Origin of the sequence: Parabacteroides sp. PF5-9 (assembly GCF_029893105.1) — a bacterium.
GTDB lineage: Bacteria > Bacteroidota > Bacteroidia > Bacteroidales > Tannerellaceae > JARXWG01.
Genome location: NZ_JARXWG010000016.1, coordinates 80,731 through 101,644, shown reverse-complemented (window position 1 = coordinate 101,644; position 20,914 = coordinate 80,731). Strand labels below are relative to the sequence as shown.

The following is a 20,914-nucleotide window of genomic DNA, read 5'->3' as shown; positions in this document are numbered from 1 at the left end:
TTTTATTTCCTAGCCCAAAAATCCTATCTATTAACTTATTAAGTTTTTAGTAAACCAATTGACGGTCGTTTATTCTTTTAAATCTAATTATAAAATTAGACCTAACGTCTATTGTACTACTTGTTGAATATGTAAATCTTTCAAAGAACTCTTGTTTTTCCTTTCAAAAAAACTGCAAACGACTTCTCGATTGCGGGTGCAAAGGTAGTGTTTTAAAACATACTTCCAAATGTTTTTGAAGATTTTATTATTTATTTTTACTCAACCCCTATCGATCAAAAAGCACTACACTTTTCTAACTACATGAAAATGAATAATTATCACTTAAGGAAATGGTTGATAAAGATAAATTTCTTTTTTCTTCAAACGCTTTCCTTTTATCGTATAGCCTATACTCCAATAGAGATATTGCGCCTTACTGAAACGGTTTGCCCGTATACCAAATGTTCCAAAGAGATTATCTTTCAAATATGCTTTAGCGCCAATTATTTGATAAAAGCGATAATCATAGTCGTTTGTATGAAGAATATTATACCCCAGTTGCGCAAAGAAAGAGACATAAGGCAGAGACATCTCCCCTTTAATGGAAAGCCCCAAAGAGAATCGGTTGTGCCACGACCCCAGTTTAACCCGATCATAAAACATTCCATCATCAGGATGTTGTTCCCGCCAAACCTTCACTTCAGAACTTTCATCATACACTAACTCCACACTTGGCCCCCACTTATATTTATAGTTCGGTACGAACAACGTTGCATAACTTAATCCGAACACCTTAAAATCCCGATCTAAATAGCGGGAAGGAAGTCCGGTTTCCAGTGTATCTATTTTAATATGCCTTGATGTTGTAGTAAAAACGATATCATAGTCCATTCGCTTTTCAAATACAGGAGGAGTCAGTTTCTCTTTTGATGTAATACCTACAGGTTTATCATTAAAATTATAGACCAATTCAACAAAAGGGGCAAAAAGATTGACACCTTTATTAGGTAATCGCTTCGCACCATTAGAAAAATGTGTTAGTCCCAACCCGAAATTAAGATCCCAAACCTCATTCAATTTTTTCTTCAAATAAACATTTGCGCCAACATGCACATTCGTCTGTCCTCCAACAGCCACATTCTTCGGATTATCAAAAGCGTCATAAGGAGTCCAGTTAAACGACATTCCGAGATTAAGTTCATATTTGAGAGGCAATGATCCTATCTGGCCTAAGTCGCCTCCCTGAAACAAATAAAAGGAAAGAGGCACCCCTAAACCTTTTTTATTATAAAACTTAGCGACATAAAATCCGACACCATAGTAAGGCATACCATAAGCAACGTCCTCCCATTCATCTCCAGTAGAACGAATGCCATATTTTAAAGAAAAAGAGTTATAAGCCGGAATTCTACTTCCTTCTTTTATATATTCATTGGTTTTAAGAATTAAACCGCCCATTGTATTCACGGCTAAAAATTGCGGTTTCCTCTTCTGATCAGATATACTGTCCCGAAGGAGTCCCTGAGCAACAGAAACACCTCCTATTAATATAAATAGTAGTAGAATTAGTAGTTTGTTATTATACATAAATTATTTTCAACTTATATCACTTACTCTTCTATTAAAACAGGTTATAGTTCGTTCTTAACACTTTGAATTCTGTTCGTCTGTTTATTTGGTCTGCGATCTCCTGCTGTTCCGGAGTCAATGCCAAGACAAACTCCTCCGTCAATACATCACCTTCATTCAAAAAGTCATATTCTTCGGCCATTTTCTTATTGATCACTTTGGGCATACTCTCACCATATCCTTTTGCTTCCAGACGATCTGTTGCAATTCCCTCGGCAATTAAATAATCGACAACCGATTGTGCTCTGCGCTGAGCCAACCGCTCATTATACTCATCCGTCCCTTTACGGTCTGTATGTGCTCCCAGTTCAATTGTCACATTCGGATTATCATTCAGCATTTTAATCATCTCATCCAATGCTTCTTTTGACTCAGGTCGCAAAGTGGCACTATCGAATGCATAGAAAATATTCTCTATAACAACCGGCTTACTCAATGGAGAGAGGTAAAAATCTACTACATAGGTTTCATTTGCCTCTTCCGGATCGGTTTTCAGTTCAAAATTCTGATTCAGATATCCTGGAGCACTGGCCATCATTACATAACTGATATCCCGCTCAAGTTCAACCTTATAAGTTCCATCCTTTCGCACCAAAGCTTTTTCATTCAGCCCATCACGACCAACAATACGAACCGTAGCCTCTTCGATCGGATACTCATCCACATCAAATACGATTCCTTCTATAAATATCGTATATGTTGGATATTCAAAAGAATAAATATGATCATACCCACGGGCATCATTTCTATTTGAACTAAAAAACCCCCATTCATTCTTTCCTGCAAAAGTAATTCCGAAATCGTCTCCCATTGAATTGATTGGAGCACCCATATTCTCTACAGTCCAATGCCCCACACTATCCTGAGTCGCTTTAAAAAGATCCAGACCTCCCATTCCCGGGTGTCCGTTAGAGGCAAAATAAATCGTTACCGAATCTCGTACATACGGAAACATTTCATCTCCCGGCGTATTTATTTCCGGGCCTAAATTTTCCATCGGCCCAAAATCACTTCCCACCAAACGGCAACGAAACAGATCTTTCCCTCCATAACCACCTACAGCATCCGACACAAAATAGAGATATTTCCCATCCGGCGATGCAGCCGGATGCCCCAAAGCGGTAACAGAATCTTTAACAATACTTGTCCGCGTCCCTTTCCCCCACTTTGCACTGCTACGAGTAGAAACATATATTTCCGATGTCCGGGATCCTTCCGGATCCTGCGCGCAATAGGTATAATACATGGTATTGCCATCGGGAGAAAAAGAAGGGGTTCCCTCATCAAATTCAGTATTAACTCCATCCTCCAGTTCCTCCGGATTCAACCAAACGCCTTGTTCGTTTTGCTTGACGTGATAAAAATTATTATTATTCTGTCCGGTAATCGCACTGGTTTTTGCATCTTTGTCACGCGAACGTGAAGAGGCAAAATACAATTGATCGTAATTATCACCCGCCAACATCGGACTAAACTCTCCCCGGCGAGAATTGAATTTTTCAAATCGCCTCACTTCATATTTTGTCGGATTATTCCGCCACACCAAAGCCTGTTCACTTCCTTTTATGCCATTTAGAGCTAAAGTATTCTCCGGATCATTCAATAGATATTCCTTATAATACTTAATCGCATCAGCATATCTACCGCCCTTTTGATACATCTGACCTAAACGCAAATAGAGTATACTATCCGGATAATTATAACGCAGTGCATTCATATAACCACTGGTTGATCTGGCAGTACTATTAATTAGTCGATAACATTCTGCCATTCTGAATGCTACATACCCGCGTAAATCTCTTTTTTGTGGAGAAGTTTTCGTATATATTTTCCTGTACATCCCGGCTGCTTCAAAATATTCGCCAATCCGTTGTTTCTCTTCTGCATCAGCCAACTTAACCGTCTTGCAGGAAAAGAGTGATAAAACCGAAAACAGGAATAATATATAGGTAATAAACCGTGATTTCATTAATCAGTCAGACATTATTGTGCGTGCAAATATAACGAATTCATCTGAGGGTTATTGTATTTCGGGTTGGATTAGGTCAATCAAACAAAAAAAGAGGTAGTTTCAAAAACCATCAGACATTAGCCTGTGATAATCTACTCCTAACCCCTTGCTGATACATAAACAAAATTAAAACTGTTTTAGTTCAACAAACACCTTGATTTATTTTGTCTGCAACAAAATGTCACTACTCTTCCAATAATTCATGCCTCACATATAATTCAAACCCCATACGGCTATTATGGTACGGGCATTTCCACATATCAGCTTTTGCACGGCTCTTTCGAGGAGAACCATCCAACATCACACCTCTATACCATTCGCCGAATTCTTTATCGATCAAATGGTCTTTTATCCAAGTCCATGTTTTGAATGCAGCATCCAAATATTTCTGGTCTTTAGTTATCTGCCAGGCATTATAAAAAGCGACCACCGCTTCAGCCTGAGGCCACCAATCCAAACCACCTTTGATTTCACCTTTATCTCTTTCATATAACAAAGCTCCATCTTGGGTCCTTCCCTCTTCCATCTGGGTATCTACAAGCTTCAAGGCTATGTGACCTATTTTTTCAATAATTGTCTCATCACCCAACACTTCAGCTGCTTCAAACAACAACCACGACAACTCCATATCATGTCCGTAAGAGTCGATCTCTTCCAGGTTTTGCCAATCCATGGAGAGAAACAATCGCTCGTGCCATCTCTCCTGATCCAGAATTTTATCTGTAAAAACATCGATAAGACCTCTCAATTGTTTTTCCAAACCACGATCTTTCCAAACCAGATAAAGCGTGGTATAAGCTTCGAGAACATGCAAATGTGTATTCATCGTTTTTGCGGCAACGCCTTTTCCGTCATATCCATACCGCTCCGGTTTTTGCCAGTCACGCGTAAACGATTCAATATATCCACCGTTTACCGGATCATAAGCATACTTTTCCAACGTTTCATACAATGCAATCGCCTGTTGTAAACTCTCTTTATTGCCTGTTGCTCTGAAATGTTCTGCCAGACCATAAACTGCATAAGCTATACCATAGGTTTGTTTTTCGACATTGGCCGGAGTTCCATCTGCTGCTACACTCCAATAAGAACCCCCATATACCGGATCAATAAAATTGCGAATAAAATAGTGTTGTGCACGATCTGCCATCTCTTTGTATATCGCGTCTCCAAACAAACGATAAGCTGTAGAGAACGTCCAAAGGATACGTGCATTTAAGACTCCGCCTTTTTCGACCTTTTCCATCGGCGTTCCGTCATTACGGATACCGCCGTAAAAACCGCCAGCCGGATCGGGAGCATACTGCAACCAGAAAGGCAGAATATTCTCTTTTAAATCTTTTACAGCCTCATCTACCAACTCCTTATCAGGTTGGTCTTGTGCAGTTATACATGATGATAACTGCACAAGTAGAATAAGACATCCGGCAATCCAACACCTCATATATGACTTATTTAGACAATAACTGTTGAGCAGCCAGTACCAAGAACATATAATGAGAAGATCCACCCCCCATTACATATTCAACTTGTTGCCAGAGATAAGGAAACTCAAGAAGTTCCGGAAAATCAGGTCTAATCAAAGCCGTTCCAGACACCACCCCACCCGGGATATACGACCAGTCGGCTCTATTCAAACCATAACCGACAGTAGCCGAAACGGCACCTACACCCGATGCAAAAGAAGAGGTATTAGACCCTGGATGACAACCTAAAATAAAGTTCAATGCATTATAGATATAATCCGGCCCGAAAATATCGGGATAAGCGGTGTGTAAAAAGTAATGATTATACCCGAACGATTGAATATTCCATCCGGCTCCCCATATATGCGGACGATACGGAATGCCATAAGGAGTTTCCGCCCCCTGTTTGTCCAGTTCAGTACGTAACCCCTCCAAAGCATTACGAACCGCCTTGGTAAATTTAGCATCATTCAGTTTCTTCTCGGCACGACCGATAAACCAACCTACGCGACTAATATTTCCGGTTATAAACTCCGTCTGATCTAAAAGATATTTCTTGTATTTATCTTCTCCTGTTGTGAGATATAACTCCGTTGCAGCATGCACTTTTGCCGATCGCGAACGGTTAGTCTCTTCCGTTACATCGAACAATTCACGCGCGCATTGCAAAGACTGCACACTCAACGTATCATTAAAACCTTTCAACACCCGTGACGCGGCTGCCATTTGTGCAGCAGTAGTCAGTTCCCTACTCGGGTTGTTTTCAGTAAACACCCACCGGTCGTCTTCATTTCCCGGTACATTATCGGTCATTGCCGCCGCATCACCCAATAAGACATACCGACGCAGATCTTCCGTAATAATCCCCCGGTAAAGACGTCCTAATGCACGATAGCCACCCACTACCGTTAGTGCACCATTCTCTATCTGTTGTAAAAGGTCCGGTTTTCCATCCGGTTGATGAATTTCCGTAATTCGCGAGAGTTGATCGATCGAAGTCACATCATAATCCACATCAAAAGCCTCATAAGCCAACGTCAGGATATAAGTCTCACCAGCCTGAGACTCCACCCTGAGGTCAAAATCTCCGGCATCATGCCAACCACCGATATTCAGTCCTGGCACAACATCTCCCGGATTATATTTAGTCAATGTGGAAACACCTTGCACATAACCGTCGATATGATTAAAATCAACCGGCGCCATACGGGCATCATCCATATGGCAGTAGTCGTGCCATACCCGATATTTCTCATTGATACGCATATGACACATCTGTACAGGCAGAAAATATTCCAATACAGGCTGCCAGACACCACGGTCGTACACATCTTTCGCTATTCGAAAAACAGAAGAAACGGCATCCCCGTAACGCACCTGATAAAGCCCCTCATCGTTGACATCAGAGAAATCAAATTTCAGATAATTATAACGCAGGAACTGCCCCCACTCTTCTCCTTGTTTCACAGCCACTTCGCGTTCTCCTTCGGAAGTGATCTTGTACAATGTTGGTTTGTGGCGGTTATAATCCCTTTTATCCAGTTCTATGATTGCCGCTTTGGGCTGGTTCGGATGATATCCGATCTGCGACGTTTGTACGACTGGTTTATACAACCAATCATTTACTACATTCGGAGTTATTACCCATTGGATAGCTCCTTTCGTTTTACCGGCAGGGACTTCACTCCGTACAACAAACCAACCGTTATTATGATTCATTCGTCCATCGTATAATTTCAGGTCGGCTCCCTTTGTCTCAATAGTATATTTATTATATGGATCATCCGGACGTACAACAAATCGTTTGCCTATCGCATAAGGCTCAGCCACAATATCATCGGCAATCATCGGGCTATACCCTTTACCTGTCAGCTGTTCTGCCGAAGCTTTTCCTTCGGGATTAAAATTCCCCCGATGCGGATGATTAGCCGGTTCGTACTGTGTCGGCCCGTTAGGCTGTTGTGGGAAAATACCTGTTTGACTATCCATAATCCATGGTTTACCGAAAAGCGCTCCCGGGAAAAGTTCCAGGTTAAAACCGACCTTTCCGAGAAATTGCTGTGGAATCGGACGATCCAGGTCGACTGTCACGATAACAGAGCCACCCTCACCTTTTACCGTGACCGTATAGTTAAAGACCAGATCAGGATAGATCATCGGGTTAAAACCTGTCATATGACGGGATGTGTCGGGATAACTCAGATAAGCCGTAATTGTATTGCCGGAAGGATCCACTTTGCGATCACGTTGTTTAGGCACCGGCTGCCATTGCCCGGGAGTCGGCTCGAAGCGGATATCACCGTTCGTTGCCACACGATTTCCATGCATAATCAGCGACACTCCTCCCTGATGTCCCTCAGGGTAAATATCGTCGAATGCCATCACCTCAACACCCTTCTCTTGAAAATAACCGGTGGTACCCACCTTAAAACCCTGCGCATAAAACAGAGGCATTGCAAACAGAACATTCAATAAAATAAGACAGATCAGTCTGTGTTTCTTCATATTTTTCATTTTTTAAGGAGGAGATCCCGTCTGTTTGGGTTCCTCATCGTTAGTTTTTCTTAATCACTCACACACGTTAGTTTTATGCAAATGTATATCAATCTCCTGGATTTTTTTTCATGATTTTATGGAATCCCCCATATTTTTATCTGCCTACAAAGTCAATCACACCGATCTGATCTTTACAGAAGGCATCTATAGCCAAAGTAGACACACTCCTGTATCATTCATTCACCTGCAAACAACCATAGATTAATACAGCATCAGCGTTGCCTGTTCCTTCATCTAGTTTTCGAAAAATCCACAAGCTATTTTCGACATCACCCCATGAAAATAAAACATGGTTTCGACTGTTTCCCTGTAGCATGCGGACTACTTTTCTGTTACACCTACCTCTGTTTTCTGTTAGAGGTACGTCTAAAACAATTTAGAGGTACGTCTAAATTCATTTAGAGGTAGGTGTAAAACATTTTAGAGGTACCTCTAACAGAAAAGTGTTATAAAGTGCCCAAATAAACCGATAGCAACGTTACGCTTTTTGTTCTGATTCGTTCACGATGTAGCGCTGTAAATAAGGGGAATTTGTTGGCTGCTTCATTTTTTACGGATAACACAGTCCATTTCAATATTTTCAAAGAATTCAAAAATTCTACGGTTGATTTGCGAATTGTATAAAATTTAAACAACCTCAGTTACAGAGATTAGAAATTAATAGCTACTTTTGTGTTCAAAAAACATTAAAATATCCGATAAAATGACAGAAAAAAAGCAGATCAAGCGTGCGCTGGTCTCCGTATATTATAAAGAGGGACTTGACGATATTCTGAAAAAGCTTCACAAAGAAGGGGTTAGTTTCGTCTCTACAGGAGGGACTCAATCATTTATCGAATCATTAGGTCTGCCTTGTGAGGCAGTGGAAGACCTTACCGGCTATCCTTCTATTCTAGGTGGACGTGTGAAGACTTTACACCCTAAAGTATTCGGAGGAATTTTAACACGACGTGACAATCCGCAAGACCAGTCTCAAATTACCGAATATGAGATTCCTGAAATCGATTTGGTCATTGTCGATCTTTATCCCTTTGAAGAAACAGTTGCATCGGGAGCGGAAGATCAAGCGATCATCGAAAAAATAGATATCGGTGGAATTTCTTTGATTCGCGCTGCTGCAAAAAATTATAAAGATGTAATTATCGTTGCATCTAATGCACAATATCAACCCCTGATGAATCTGTTAAACGAAAAAGGAGCAACAAGCACACTGGAAGACCGTCGCTGGTTTGCCAAAGAGGCCTTTGCTGTTTCATCCGGATACGACAGTGCCATCTTTAACTATTTCGATCAGCAAAACGGTTCTTATCTTCGTCTGGCTGTAGACCACCCGATGTCTTTACGGTATGGAGAGAATCCGCATCAGCCGGCTAAATTCTATGGAAAGTTCAATGAGATGTTTGAACAGATCCACGGGAAAGAGATCTCTTACAACAACCTGTTGGATATCGATGCCGCTGTGAACCTGATCGATGAGTATGAAGAGTTGACCTTTGCTATTTTAAAACACAATAACGCTTGTGGTATTGCCTCTCGTCCGTCTTTATTAGACGCATGGAAAGATGCTTTGGCCGGAGATCCCGTATCTGCCTTTGGCGGAATTTTGATCACCAACCAGGCCATAGACGCTGTTACTGCAGAGGAGATCAACAAAATATTCTTTGAGGTTATTATTGCTCCCGCATATGATCCGGCTGCATTGGAAATCTTACAACAAAAGAAAAACCGGATTATTCTTGTCCGCAAACCTGTAAAGACCGGATCTGAACAAATCAGAACCCTACTGAACGGTGTGTTATCCCAAGAAAAAGACCTGAGCATTCAGACAGCTTCCGACTTGGAACCAATAACAGATAAAAAACCGTCCAGTCAGGAAGTTGAAGACCTTCTGTTTGCCAACAAACTTGTCAAAAACAGCAAGTCGAATGCCATCACATTGGTTAAAAACAAACAGCTTTGCGCCAGTGGTATCGGACAGACATCTCGTGTAGATGCATTGAGACAAGCGATTGAAAAAGCAAAATCTTTCGGATTTGATCTGAATGGAGCCGTGATGGCTTCGGATGCCTTTTTCCCTTTCCCCGATTGTGTAGAGATAGCCCATCAGGCAGGAATCACTGCAGTGATTCAACCTGGAGGATCTGTCAACGACCAACTCTCTGTGGACTATTGCAATGCACATAATATCTCTATGGTAAAAACAGGCATTCGTCACTTCAAACATTAACCTAAATAACAAAAGAAATATGGGTTTATTTTCTTTTACACAAGAACTCGCCATGGATTTGGGAACTGCTAATACAATCATTATCAGCAATGGTAAAGTGGTAGTAGACCAACCATCGGTTGTCGCTCTCGACCGGCGCACAGACAAGGTACTGGCAGTTGGGGAAAAAGCGCGACAAATGCATGGGAAAACACATGAAAACATACGAACAATCCGTCCTTTACGCGACGGGGTGATCGCCGACTTCTTTGCTGCCGAACAGATGATTCGCGGTATGCTTAAAATGATCAACCCCAGAAGCCGGTGGTTCTCTCCTTCTCTACGCATAGTCGTCTGTATCCCTTCGGGAAGTACGGAAGTAGAACTTCGTGCGGTTCGCGACTCTGCCGAACATGCCGGCGGACGTGATGTCTATATGATTTACGAACCGATGGCTGCGGCAATTGGTATCGGCATCGATGTAGAGGCGCCGGAAGGAAACATGGTCGTGGATATCGGTGGAGGAACGACCGAGATTGCCGTTATCTCATTGGGCGGGATCGTATCGAATAAGTCCATCCGTATAGCCGGAGATGATCTGACTGCCGACATCATGGAGTATATGCGTCGTCAGCATAATGTAAAAGTCGGAGAACGGACTGCCGAAATGATAAAAATCAATGTTGGTTCGGCACTTACTTCTTTGGAAAATCCACCGGAAGATTATACGGTTCACGGGCCGAATCAGATGACAGCCCTCCCGATGGAAGTACCGATCTCTTATCAGGAAATTGCGCATTGTCTGGAAAAATCCATCTCCAAAATGGAAGCGGCTATTCTAAGTGCATTGGAGCAAACGCCTCCCGAATTATATGCCGACATCGTTAGAAACGGTATTTATCTGGCTGGTGGAGGAGCGCTTATGCGCGGATTAGACCAACGGTTGACCGACAAAATCAATATCAAGTTCCATATCGCAGAAGATCCTCTGCATGCTGTGGCAAAAGGAACAGGTATTGCGTTGAAAAATATTGATAAATTTAATTTCCTTATACGATAAAAACAGCCGTCAGAAGAGACAATACAAACAAAATGATTGTCTCTTCTAACTATTCGTTATTATTCTACTGTAGCTTATGCGTAAACTGCTCGATTTCCTGCTCAGGAAAAGGCATTGGTTTCTATTTATTTTATTGGAAGCATTGTCACTGATGCTGGTTTACCGGAATAATGCATATCAGCGAAATATCTTTATCAGTTCAGCCAATGTCGTGACAGGGCATATCGCTTCTCTATCGGGAACCATCACCTCCTATTTCGACCTGCGCAACATCAACAAACAACTACTGGAACGTAATGGAGAATTGGAAATTCAATTATTGGAGTTGCAAGACCGCTTAGAATATCTTTTAGAAGATACGATGCGTTTCTCCGGTATGACAAACGACTCCATCGGATGGTTTCCTTACGATTTTATAACAGCAAAAGTGGTCAACAATAGCATAAGCCACCTCTCCAATTATATTACAATCAATAAAGGTCGGAAAGATGGTATCATTCCGGATATGGGAGTCGTCTCCCAATATGGTGTAGTCGGACTAATCTCTACCGTTTCCGAACATTTTTCGGTGATTATCCCTATATTAAACCCGAAATTTCGCCTGAGTTGTAAAGTGCTTGGCAATAATTACTTCGGTTCTTTAAGTTGGGATGGCAGAGATGCGCAATATGCCCGGTTAGACGAGCTACCTCGTCATGTACAATTCCAGCAGGGAGACACGATCGTCACCAGCGGATATTCGGCTGTATTCCCAGCCGGTTTGGTTGTCGGCACAATCGCCGATTTCGAACGACAGCAAAACGATAATTTCTATTCGTTAAAGATCAAACTGGAAACAAATTTCCAGACTTTACGAAACGTCAGAGTTTTCCGGAATTATCAACAAAATGAACAAATAGAAATCGAACAGGAGGCTAAAAAAAATGATTAACAACATTATACGTAGTCTGATCTATTTTGTTATGCTGGTATTGGTGCAAGTACTTGTTTTAAACAACATCCAATTTCTGCGCATGGCTACCCCCTTTCTCTATCTATACTTTATCCTTAAGCTGCCGTTTGGGATATCACGTTCACAGCTTATTTTTGCCTCATTCCTCATTGGTATTGTCATCGATGCGTTCTCCAATACTCCCGGGATGCATGCTGCCTCATGCACGTTAGTCGGCTTTCTGTGCGATCCGTTCATACGCTTTTTTATTGGTAAAGAATTGACGGACGGCACTTTCCCCTCTTACAGGGTATTTGGTTTCGCAGGTTTTCTCAGATATACGTTAACAATCGTATTGATTCATCATACCACACTTTTTTTAATTGAATCGTTTACGCTATTTGACCCCTTGTTTCTTATTCTTCGTATATTTGCAAGTGCAGTGACCACTACATTATTAATATGTATAGTGGAGGCGTTTAATATGGAACCTCAAAAAAGTGGAGACTAACAAACACTATTCATTCGAAAACAGACGTTTTGTTCTGGCCGGGGCTGTCATTGTCACCGTCATTATTTTTATTGTCCGTTTGTTTTTTCTGCAAATCATAGATAATGACTACAAAACATGGGCCGACAGTAATGCATTTCTGAAAAAAACACTTTACCCTTCACGTGGAATGGTGTATGACCGAAACGAAAAACTACTGGTATACAACCAGCCGGCTTACGATGTCATGTTGATCATGCGCGAAATTCAGCCATTCGACACCTTAGATTTCTGCAATACGCTGGGAATCACAAAAGAGATTTATGAAAAACGAATTATTGACATCAAAAACCGTAAACTGAATCCCGGATATTCCCCATTTGTCCCCCAGGTATTCATGAATCAGCTATCGGCACAAGAATATGGCATATTGCAAGAAAAACTGTACAAGTTTCCGGGATTTTATATACAGAATCGCACTATTCGTGAGTATGAATATCCTAATGCCGCACATGTTTTAGGGAATATCGGAGAGGTTAATCGCCAAGACATAGAGAACGACTCTTACTATGTACAAGGTGACTATTCCGGACGTAATGGAGTGGAGCTCTCTTACGAAAAATTGTTACGCGGCGAAAAAGGGGTAGAGATACTTTTACGGGATGCCCATGGGCGGATCAAAGGGAAATATGAAGATGGGGCTCATGACATTGCTCCTGTTTCAGGGAAGAACCTGCAACTCTCCTTAGATATCGACTTGCAGGCTTACGGTGAACAACTTATGCAAAATAAGCTGGGCAGCATCGTCATGATCGAACCCGCGACCGGAGAGATTCTCTGTATGGTTTCAGCACCAACGTTCGACCCGCATATACTCGTCGGAAGACAAAGGGGACGCAACCATGATCTGTTATCCAAAGATCCCAACAAACCTCTTTTCGACCGAGCTTTAATGGCTCAATATCCACCGGGCTCAACATTCAAACCGGCTCAAGGCCTTATCTTTTTACAGGAAAAAATTATTACTCCGGAAACACTCTATTCATGCGCTTACGGATATACTTACAGGGGAGGTAAACCGGCTTGCCATGGTCACTATTCGCCATTATCGCTGGTTCCGGCACTCGCAACGTCGTGTAATTCCTATTTTTGCTGGGGATTACATGAGATGCTCGACAGTCGCCGCCGTTACCCTTCTATTCAAGAGGCTTTTGAAACATGGAAAAACCATATTGTCACGATGGGATATGGTTACCGCCTTGGGGTTGACTTGCCGGGAGAAAAAAGAGGATACATCCCGAACAGTCAGCTTTATGATCGCACGTACAAAGGACGTTGGACATCAAGTACAATCATCTCCATAGCCATCGGGCAAGGTGAGATAATGGCCACTCCTCTGCAGATCTGCAACCTGGGAGCCACTATTGCCAATCGAGGTTATTTCTACACACCACATGTCGTTAAAGAGATTCAAGATTCATCTTTGGACACGCTATATACCAATCCTAGATACACCTCAGTCGAACAACAATACTATAATTATGCCGCAGAAGGAATGCTTCAGGCCGTACTAAACGGTACCTGCCGGGGAGCAGCAATTCCCGGTATTCAGGTGTGTGGCAAAACCGGTACGGCAGAAAACCCCCAAGGAAAAGATCATTCTATTTTTATGGGATTCGCTCCATACGACAATCCCAAAGTGGCTATTGTTGTTTTTGTTGAAAATGCAGGTTTCGGTGCAACTTACGCTGTGCCGATCGGAAAACTGATGATGGAAAAATACTTGAACGGAGAGGTTTCCGAAGCCAGTAAATATACTGAAAACTATATCATGAATGCGATAATCACCCCACATGCGTTATAGGAAAGGTGACATCTGGAAAACGGTAGATTGGCTGACCATACTGTTGTATTTTATAATGGTTATTGCCGGATGGTTTACGATTTGCGGTGCAAGTTATGAATTCGATAGTACCAGCCTATTTGACCCTGCCGGCCGTCCCGGATCACAGCTATTGTGGATGGGTCTGTCGCTCATCCTGATCTTTTTTATCCTGATGCTGGAAAGCGATTTCTACGATATATTTGCCTATCTCATTTACTTTGCCATTATCGCCTTATTAATCGCTACAATATTCCTAGCTCCGGACATTAAGGGTTCGCGCTCCTGGCTCGTGATGGGACCTATTCGTATACAACCGGCCGAGTTTGCCAAGTTTGCAACAGCCTTAGCGGTGGCAAAGCTGCTCAACAGCTATGGGTTTAATCTGAACACATTAAAAAGCTATCTGACAGCATTATCACTGATCGTTCTTCCTATGATCTGCATCTTAATGCAGAAGGAGACAGGATCGGCACTCGTCTATCTCTCTTTTCTCCTCGTATTATACCGCGAAGGGATGTCGGGATATATTCTATTAGCCGGTATATCAGCGATTCTTTTTTTTGTCACCAGTATGAAATATTCGGAAGAGATGGTAGGCATCACTCCTTTGGGGGAGATGATTGTTTTATGTATGATTTTGCTGTTGACAGCCGGACTCGTCTGGTTTATCCGAAAAGATAAAAAAACGGCTAAAATCATGCTTATTATCATGGCCGTCGGTTTTCTTGCCGGATATATGGCATCCTTCTTCATTCCTGTCAATTTTGTCTGGGTTGCCCTGGGATTGATCGGATTGACTCTCGTATATCTCTGCTATCTTTCCTATAAAAACTGGGTGCGTCATTATGCGCTGATCGGATTCTTCACCATTGCCGCAGTCGGATTTTTATATTCGGTAGACTATGTCTTTGATGAAATACTGGAGCCGCATCAGCAAATCCGCATCAAGGTTTCCTTAGGGCTGGAAGACGATCCCACAGGCGCAGGGTATAATGTCAACCAATCTAAAATAGCAATCGGCTCAGGGGGCTTTCTGGGTAAAGGTTTTCTGAATGGGACACAAACCAAATTAAAATATGTACCCGAACAAGATACAGACTTTATCTTCTGTACGGTAGGAGAAGAAAAAGGGTTTGTTGGATCAACTCTTGTACTTATTATCTTCACCATATTTATCCTGCGGTTAATTGTATTGGCCGAACGTCAGGACAACACATTTTGCAGGGTTTACGGATACAGTGTAGCCTCTATCTTCTTCTTCCATCTGGTGATTAATATCGGCATGGTGATCGGCCTGACCCCAGTGATCGGCATTCCGCTCCCTTTCTTCAGCTATGGCGGATCATCGCTGTGGGGATTTACTATTTTGTTATTTATCTTCCTCCGTCTGGATGCTTCACGCAAAGAACGGTAAAATCAACACACAAAATATACTTCATAAAACATTTGTCACTAAACAAATTATCACTATCTTTGCACCGCATTTTTTATTAACATTTAAAATAAAACAGCGTTTATGAACAATTACGAAACCGTTTTCATTTTAACTCCCGTTTTGTCTGATGCACAGATGAAGGAAGCGGTAGAAAAATTCACAAACCTCCTCAAAGCAGAAGGAGCAGAGATTGTGAACGAAGAGAACTGGGGATTGCGCAAGTTAGCCTACCCTATCGACAAAAAAACAACTGGTTTTTACCAATTGGTTGAGTTTAAGGCCAATCCTGAAACAATTGCCAAATTGGAAATCAACTTCCGTCGTGACGAACGTGTTATTCGCTTCTTGACTTTCCGCCAGGATAAGTATGCAGCCGAATACGCCGCTAAGAGAAGAAATCTGAAATCATCTAAAGAAACAGTAAAAGAAAATTAATTATGGCAGCACAATCAGAAATCAGATATTTAACTCCGCCGTCAGTAGACGTTAAAAAGAAAAAATATTGCCGTTTCAAAAAGAACGGTATCAAGTATATCGATTACAAAGATCCTGAGTTCTTGAAAAAATTCCTGAACGAACAGGGTAAAATTCTTCCGCGTCGTATCACTGGAACTTCTTTGAAATTCCAGCGTCGTATCGCTCAAGCTGTAAAAAGAGCACGTCATCTGGCGTTGCTTCCTTATGTAACCGATTTAATGAAATAATAATAAAGAGAGGAGACAGAATATGCAAGTTATTTTGAAAGAAGATATGCCTAACTTAGGCTACAAAGACGATATCGTAACAGTAAAAAACGGTTACGGACGTAACTTTCTAATCCCCCAAGGCAAAGCTGTGATCGCTTCAGAATCTGCCAAGAAAGTATTGGCAGAAAACCTGAAACAACGCGCACACAAACTGGCAAAAATAAAAGAAGATGCCATTGCTTTAGCTGCTAAGCTGGAAGGTGTTTCATTAACAATCGGCGCAAAAACAAGTTCTACAGGTACAATTTTTGGCTCTGTCGGAAACATTCAGGTAGCTGAAGCGTTAGAGAAAAAAGGATTTGAAGTAGATCGCAAGATCATCTACATCAAAGATTCAGTAAAAGAAGTAGGTACTTACAAAGCGACAATCAAATTACACAAAGAAGTTTCAGTAGAAATTCCATTCGAAGTAGTTTCTGAGTAATTCAGTCGTAAGAAAATAAAAAAAGGCTGTCCTAAAATAAAAAAAGGATAGCCTTTTTTATGTTTATAAGGAAATTTTCAAATAACATCCTCTCTTTAGCATGATTAAATAAACAAATGTTTATTCCAAATCAGTAAAAATCACTACATTTGCCCTAAATTTAAAGGGAATTAACACGTGCACCAAAGGTTTCTTTTACATATCGTTCTATTTTCACTCCTTCTCTTTTTCGTACCGCCCCTTCTTGCACAAGATAAAAATTTTACAATTGTCATTGATGCCGGTCATGGAGGAAGAGACCCCGGAGCAGTAGGAGTTACTGCCAAGGAGAAAGATATCAACCTGGCTGTCGCTCTTAAACTGGGCAAATTGATATCCTCTAACCACAAAGATGTCAAGGTCGTTTACACACGTGACAAAGATGTTTTTGTCGATCTGGACGAAAGAGCAGATATCGCCAATAAAAATAAAGCCGACTTATTCATGTCTATTCACGTGAATGCAGTCAGCAGACGAGGAAGTACTGTTGAAGGAACAGAAACATATACATTAGGGTTGGCACGTACCGAGGAAAATCTCGAAGTGGCCAAACGTGAAAATGCGGCCATTCTGCTTGAAGATGATTATATGCAGAAATATGAAGGATTTGACCCCAACTCCACAGAATCGTACATCATCTTTGAACTCATGCAAAACAAACATATGGAGCAAAGCATCAGCCTGGCTTCTGAAATACAAAAATCGTTTGTTGGTGCTAAAAGAGAGGATCGCGGAGTGAGACAGGCTGGATTCCTGGTGTTAAGAAAAACAAGTATGCCAAGTGTCCTTGTAGAATTGGGCTATATATCCAACCGCAATGAAGAACGGTTTTTAAGTTCCAACCAGGGACAAAACCAATTATCTGCCGCATTGTATAACGCCTTTGAAAAATTCAAACGGGAGTACAACCGTAAGCAGGGCGGTGCACTGGCCGGTAGTACTGTTCAAACCCAAACGCCGCCACCTCCGCAAGAGGAAGTGATTATTCCGGAAACAACTCCTACCCAGGAGAAAAAAACAACTCCGGTTGCCAATCCGAAAATCAACGAAACTGTAACCGTAACCACTCCCCAAAAACAACCGACACCGGAGGAGGCGGTTATATACCGTATCCAAATATTTACATCCGGCGAAAAATTGAACGAAGATTCGCGCCATTTCAAGGGATACAAAAACGTTAGCTACTATGTGGAAAACGGAATATATAAATACACATACGGCGAAACGTCCGATCCCAATGAGATCAAAATACTTCGGGAAAAGGTGAGCAAAGATTTTAAAGACGCATTTGTTATAGCCATTAAAAACGGCAAAAAAGTAAAAAATTGAGAGAACGATATCTATATAATTATTGAAGAAGATGAAACTATCATTTACGAAAGAGGCAAAAATAGGACTGGTTACAATCATCAGTTTAGCGTTATTATATGCTGGGATAAATTACCTTAAGGGTATTAACCTATTCAAACCGGTCAACCATTATTATGTCGCTTTTAATAATGTAAAGGATCTGGCGATTTCCAGTCCGGTATATGTGGAAGGATTTAAAGTCGGACTGGTTCGTTCTATTTCCTACGACTATAACTCGATCGATAAAATAATCGTAGAGATCAATCTGGATAAGGAAATGAGAATTAACAAAGACAGCTATGTTGTTCTTGAGAAAACACTTATGTCGGGGGGAGAACTGCATCTTCACTTAAACAAATACGTATCTGAATATATCAAATCAGGCTCAACAATAGAAGGACGTTCCGGCAGTGATCTGTTGCATACAGTACAGGAGAATATTTTACCTGGAGTAGAAGCGCTATTACCTAAAATCGATTCGATCCTGGGAGGACTACAGAACTTAGTAAACCACCCGGCTTTAACCCAATCATTGGGCAATATCGAACAGACTACTAAGCATCTGGCAATCTCCAGCCAGCAACTCAATCAGTTATTAAATAAAGATGTGCCGGTAATTGTCACAAACCTCACAACGATGACTGAAAATTTTGCAGATGTAAGCAACGACTTAAAAACGCTTGATTTTCAGTCGACTATAAATTCAATCAACGAAACCTTAGCCAACCTCAAGGTGACAACCGATAAATTGAATTCGCCGGATAACAACCTGGGACTTTTATTGAACGATAAAACACTTTACAACAACTTAACCTCTACTACTGAAAGTCTCGATAAGCTTTTAATCGATTTCAGAGAAAATCCTAAGCGTTATGTGCATTTTTCGGTGTTTTGAAAATCATGACACCCACTAATCTTTATTTAGAATCATTCTAATTTGCAAAAAAATATGTTCGCCATTTAAGCCCCCCTGTTAAGATATTCAGGGCAAGTTATATAGAGAAATCTTACCTACTTTTTAGCTTTATGAAGCTTAATTTTAACAATCGCCAAATCCCCGATGGATTGGCGACTCTTGATTTTAACAATCAAAACAAAGCATTGAAAAACAAGAGATTAACCGTAACACACTGAGAGTAAACCGTATATTAAAGATATAAAAACCACAAGCAAAAACCTGTTTTTTTTTTCAGATTTTAATTTTAAACTTTGTACGACAGAAAGAAAGAAATGAAAGTTATTGGGATAATTTTGAAACATGCAAACTGACCATCAAACATTATGGAATAAATGCCTTAACGTTATTAAGGATATCGTGCCTGAACCAGCATTTAACACGTGGTTCATGCCAATAATACCGTTATCATACGAAGAGAATAAGTTTACTATTCAAGTTCCGAGTCAATTTTTCTACGAATATTTAGAGGAGAAGTATATTAATGTATTAAAAGTGACCATCCACAGGATCATCGGAGCAGGAACGATTCTCAACTACCGGATTATGGTGGATAAAACGACAGGGGGAACTGTTGATTATCCGACAGAACATAATTCCATCGCCGTAAAAAAGATCACGCCTAAGGACGCCAACAAGGCTCCTACACCATTCACACAGACCGCCCCACAGGACTTGGATCCGCAATTGAATCCGAAATACAGTTTCGATAATTATTTCGAGGGGGTCAGCAATAAACTGGCGCGAACGGCGGGAGAAGCTGTTGCTCAAAATCCGGGCAAAACAACATTCAATCCTCTTTTTATATATGGAGGTTCCGGTGTTGGGAAAACGCACTTATGTCATGCAATAGGCGCACGCGTGCGCGAACTGCATCCTGAAAAGAAGGTTCTCTATGTATCATCACACCTTTTCCGGGTTCAATTTACAGACGCTATCCGGAAAAATACGACCAATGACTTTTTGAATTTCTATCAGAATATTGATGTCCTGATCATTGATGACATACATGAACTGATAGGGATGGATAAAACTCAGAATACATTCTTCCATATCTTCAATCACCTCCATCAGTTAGGTAAGCAATTGGTTTTAACATCCGACAAGGCGCCAGTAGACTTACTCGGCATGGAAGAACGATTGATCACCCGCTTGAAATGGGGATTGACGGCAGAGTTAAGTCGTCCGGATGTTGAACTTAGAAAGAAAATCCTGAAAGACAAGATCAATCAGGACGGCATATACATATCAGATGATGTTTTTGACTTCATCATTAATAATGTGACGGATAATATCCGTGATCTGGAAGGTATACTGGTCTCATTAATGGCTCACGCTGTTATTTACAACCGTGAAATCGACCTCGCTCTAGCAAAAAGAGTGATCAGTCAGGCCGTCCGATTAGAGAAAAAACAGTTATCCGTTCAGAAAATCCAGGAAGTAGTCTGCAAGTATTTTAATCTTGAATTGGCTCTTGTGCAAACCAACTCACGCAAGCGTGAGATTGTTCAGGCTCGACAGATCACCATGTATTTATCTAAAAAATATACCGACTGCTCGTTCTCACATATCGGTAAAATTGTAGGCAAAAAAGATCACGCCACCGTACTACATGCCTGCAAAACGATAAAAGATCAAATAGAAACAAATAAATCATTCCGTCTTTCGGTAGAAGAAATTGAAGGGCTATTGAAAAACTGACCATAGAGATCTCTAAAAAAAGAAAAGGATGTTTCGTCATTGAAGCAT

The 20,914-nt window shown here is 41.2% G+C and carries 16 protein-coding genes; 12 read left to right on the top strand and 4 right to left on the bottom strand.

Annotation, left to right across the window (positions count from 1 at the left end):
• Positions 1–324: 324 nt before the first annotated feature.
• The 4 genes from M2135_RS10510 to M2135_RS10495 form a co-directional block, all read right to left on the bottom strand.
• Positions 325–1,569, bottom strand: a complete 1,245-nt coding sequence (locus M2135_RS10510; protein WP_280748457.1) for a hypothetical protein — start codon at positions 1,567–1,569, stop codon at positions 325–327.
• 34 nt (positions 1,570–1,603) lie between these two features.
• Positions 1,604–3,580: an OmpA family protein gene (locus M2135_RS10505; RefSeq protein ID WP_280748456.1), complete on the bottom strand. Its 1,977-nt coding sequence runs from the start codon at positions 3,578–3,580 to the stop codon at positions 1,604–1,606.
• Positions 3,581–3,806: 226 nt separating this feature from the next.
• Positions 3,807–5,066 (bottom strand): AGE family epimerase/isomerase, encoded by a 1,260-nt coding sequence (locus tag M2135_RS10500; RefSeq protein WP_280748455.1) that lies wholly within the window; start codon positions 5,064–5,066, stop codon positions 3,807–3,809.
• Between the two features lie 7 nt (positions 5,067–5,073).
• Positions 5,074–7,593, bottom strand: a complete 2,520-nt coding sequence (locus tag M2135_RS10495) for a glycoside hydrolase family 9 protein (RefSeq protein WP_280748454.1) — start codon at positions 7,591–7,593, stop codon at positions 5,074–5,076.
• 754 nt (positions 7,594–8,347) lie between these two features.
• Here M2135_RS10495 and purH point away from each other — a divergent pair.
• From purH to dnaA, 12 genes are all read left to right on the top strand, one after another.
• Positions 8,348–9,871: a bifunctional phosphoribosylaminoimidazolecarboxamide formyltransferase/IMP cyclohydrolase gene (purH, locus tag M2135_RS10490; protein ID WP_280748453.1), complete on the top strand. Its 1,524-nt coding sequence runs from the start codon at positions 8,348–8,350 to the stop codon at positions 9,869–9,871.
• Positions 9,872–9,890: 19 nt separating this feature from the next.
• The gene (locus M2135_RS10485; protein WP_280748452.1) at positions 9,891–10,910 is read left to right on the top strand and encodes a rod shape-determining protein; all 1,020 of its coding nucleotides are present in this window, start codon (positions 9,891–9,893) and stop codon (positions 10,908–10,910) included.
• A gap of 76 nt (positions 10,911–10,986) precedes the next feature.
• Positions 10,987–11,841 carry a rod shape-determining protein MreC gene (gene mreC, locus M2135_RS10480; RefSeq protein ID WP_280748451.1) on the top strand — a complete coding sequence of 285 codons (855 nt, stop codon included), beginning with the start codon at positions 10,987–10,989 and terminating at the stop codon, positions 11,839–11,841.
• Positions 11,834–12,352 carry a rod shape-determining protein MreD gene (mreD, locus tag M2135_RS10475; RefSeq protein WP_280748450.1) on the top strand — a complete coding sequence of 173 codons (519 nt, stop codon included), beginning with the start codon at positions 11,834–11,836 and terminating at the stop codon, positions 12,350–12,352. The genes mreC and mreD overlap by 8 nt, the downstream gene beginning before the upstream one ends.
• Entirely contained in the window at positions 12,342–14,195 is a 1,854-nt protein-coding gene (gene mrdA / locus M2135_RS10470; RefSeq protein WP_280748449.1) for a penicillin-binding protein 2, read from the top strand. The genes mreD and mrdA overlap by 11 nt, the downstream gene beginning before the upstream one ends.
• Positions 14,185–15,630, top strand: a complete 1,446-nt coding sequence (rodA, locus tag M2135_RS10465; protein ID WP_280748448.1) for a rod shape-determining protein RodA — start codon at positions 14,185–14,187, stop codon at positions 15,628–15,630. Before mrdA ends, rodA begins: the two co-directional genes overlap by 11 nt.
• Before the next feature lie 102 nt (positions 15,631–15,732).
• A complete protein-coding gene (gene rpsF / locus M2135_RS10460) occupies positions 15,733–16,086 on the top strand; it encodes a 30S ribosomal protein S6 (protein WP_280748447.1) in 354 nt (117 codons plus the stop codon).
• Entirely contained in the window at positions 16,086–16,355 is a 270-nt protein-coding gene (rpsR, locus tag M2135_RS10455; RefSeq protein WP_280748462.1) for a 30S ribosomal protein S18, read from the top strand. The genes rpsF and rpsR overlap by 1 nt, the downstream gene beginning before the upstream one ends.
• Before the next feature lie 22 nt (positions 16,356–16,377).
• Positions 16,378–16,821: a 50S ribosomal protein L9 gene (gene rplI, locus M2135_RS10450; RefSeq protein ID WP_280748446.1), complete on the top strand. Its 444-nt coding sequence runs from the start codon at positions 16,378–16,380 to the stop codon at positions 16,819–16,821.
• A gap of 177 nt (positions 16,822–16,998) precedes the next feature.
• On the top strand, positions 16,999–18,189 hold the full coding sequence (locus tag M2135_RS10445; RefSeq protein WP_280748445.1) for an N-acetylmuramoyl-L-alanine amidase: 1,191 nt from the start codon (positions 16,999–17,001) through the stop codon (positions 18,187–18,189).
• A gap of 31 nt (positions 18,190–18,220) precedes the next feature.
• A complete protein-coding gene (locus M2135_RS10440; RefSeq protein ID WP_280748444.1) occupies positions 18,221–19,105 on the top strand; it encodes an MlaD family protein in 885 nt (294 codons plus the stop codon).
• A gap of 363 nt (positions 19,106–19,468) precedes the next feature.
• On the top strand, positions 19,469–20,866 hold the full coding sequence (dnaA, locus tag M2135_RS10435; RefSeq protein ID WP_280748443.1) for a chromosomal replication initiator protein DnaA: 1,398 nt from the start codon (positions 19,469–19,471) through the stop codon (positions 20,864–20,866).
• Positions 20,867–20,914: the final 48 nt, after the last annotated feature.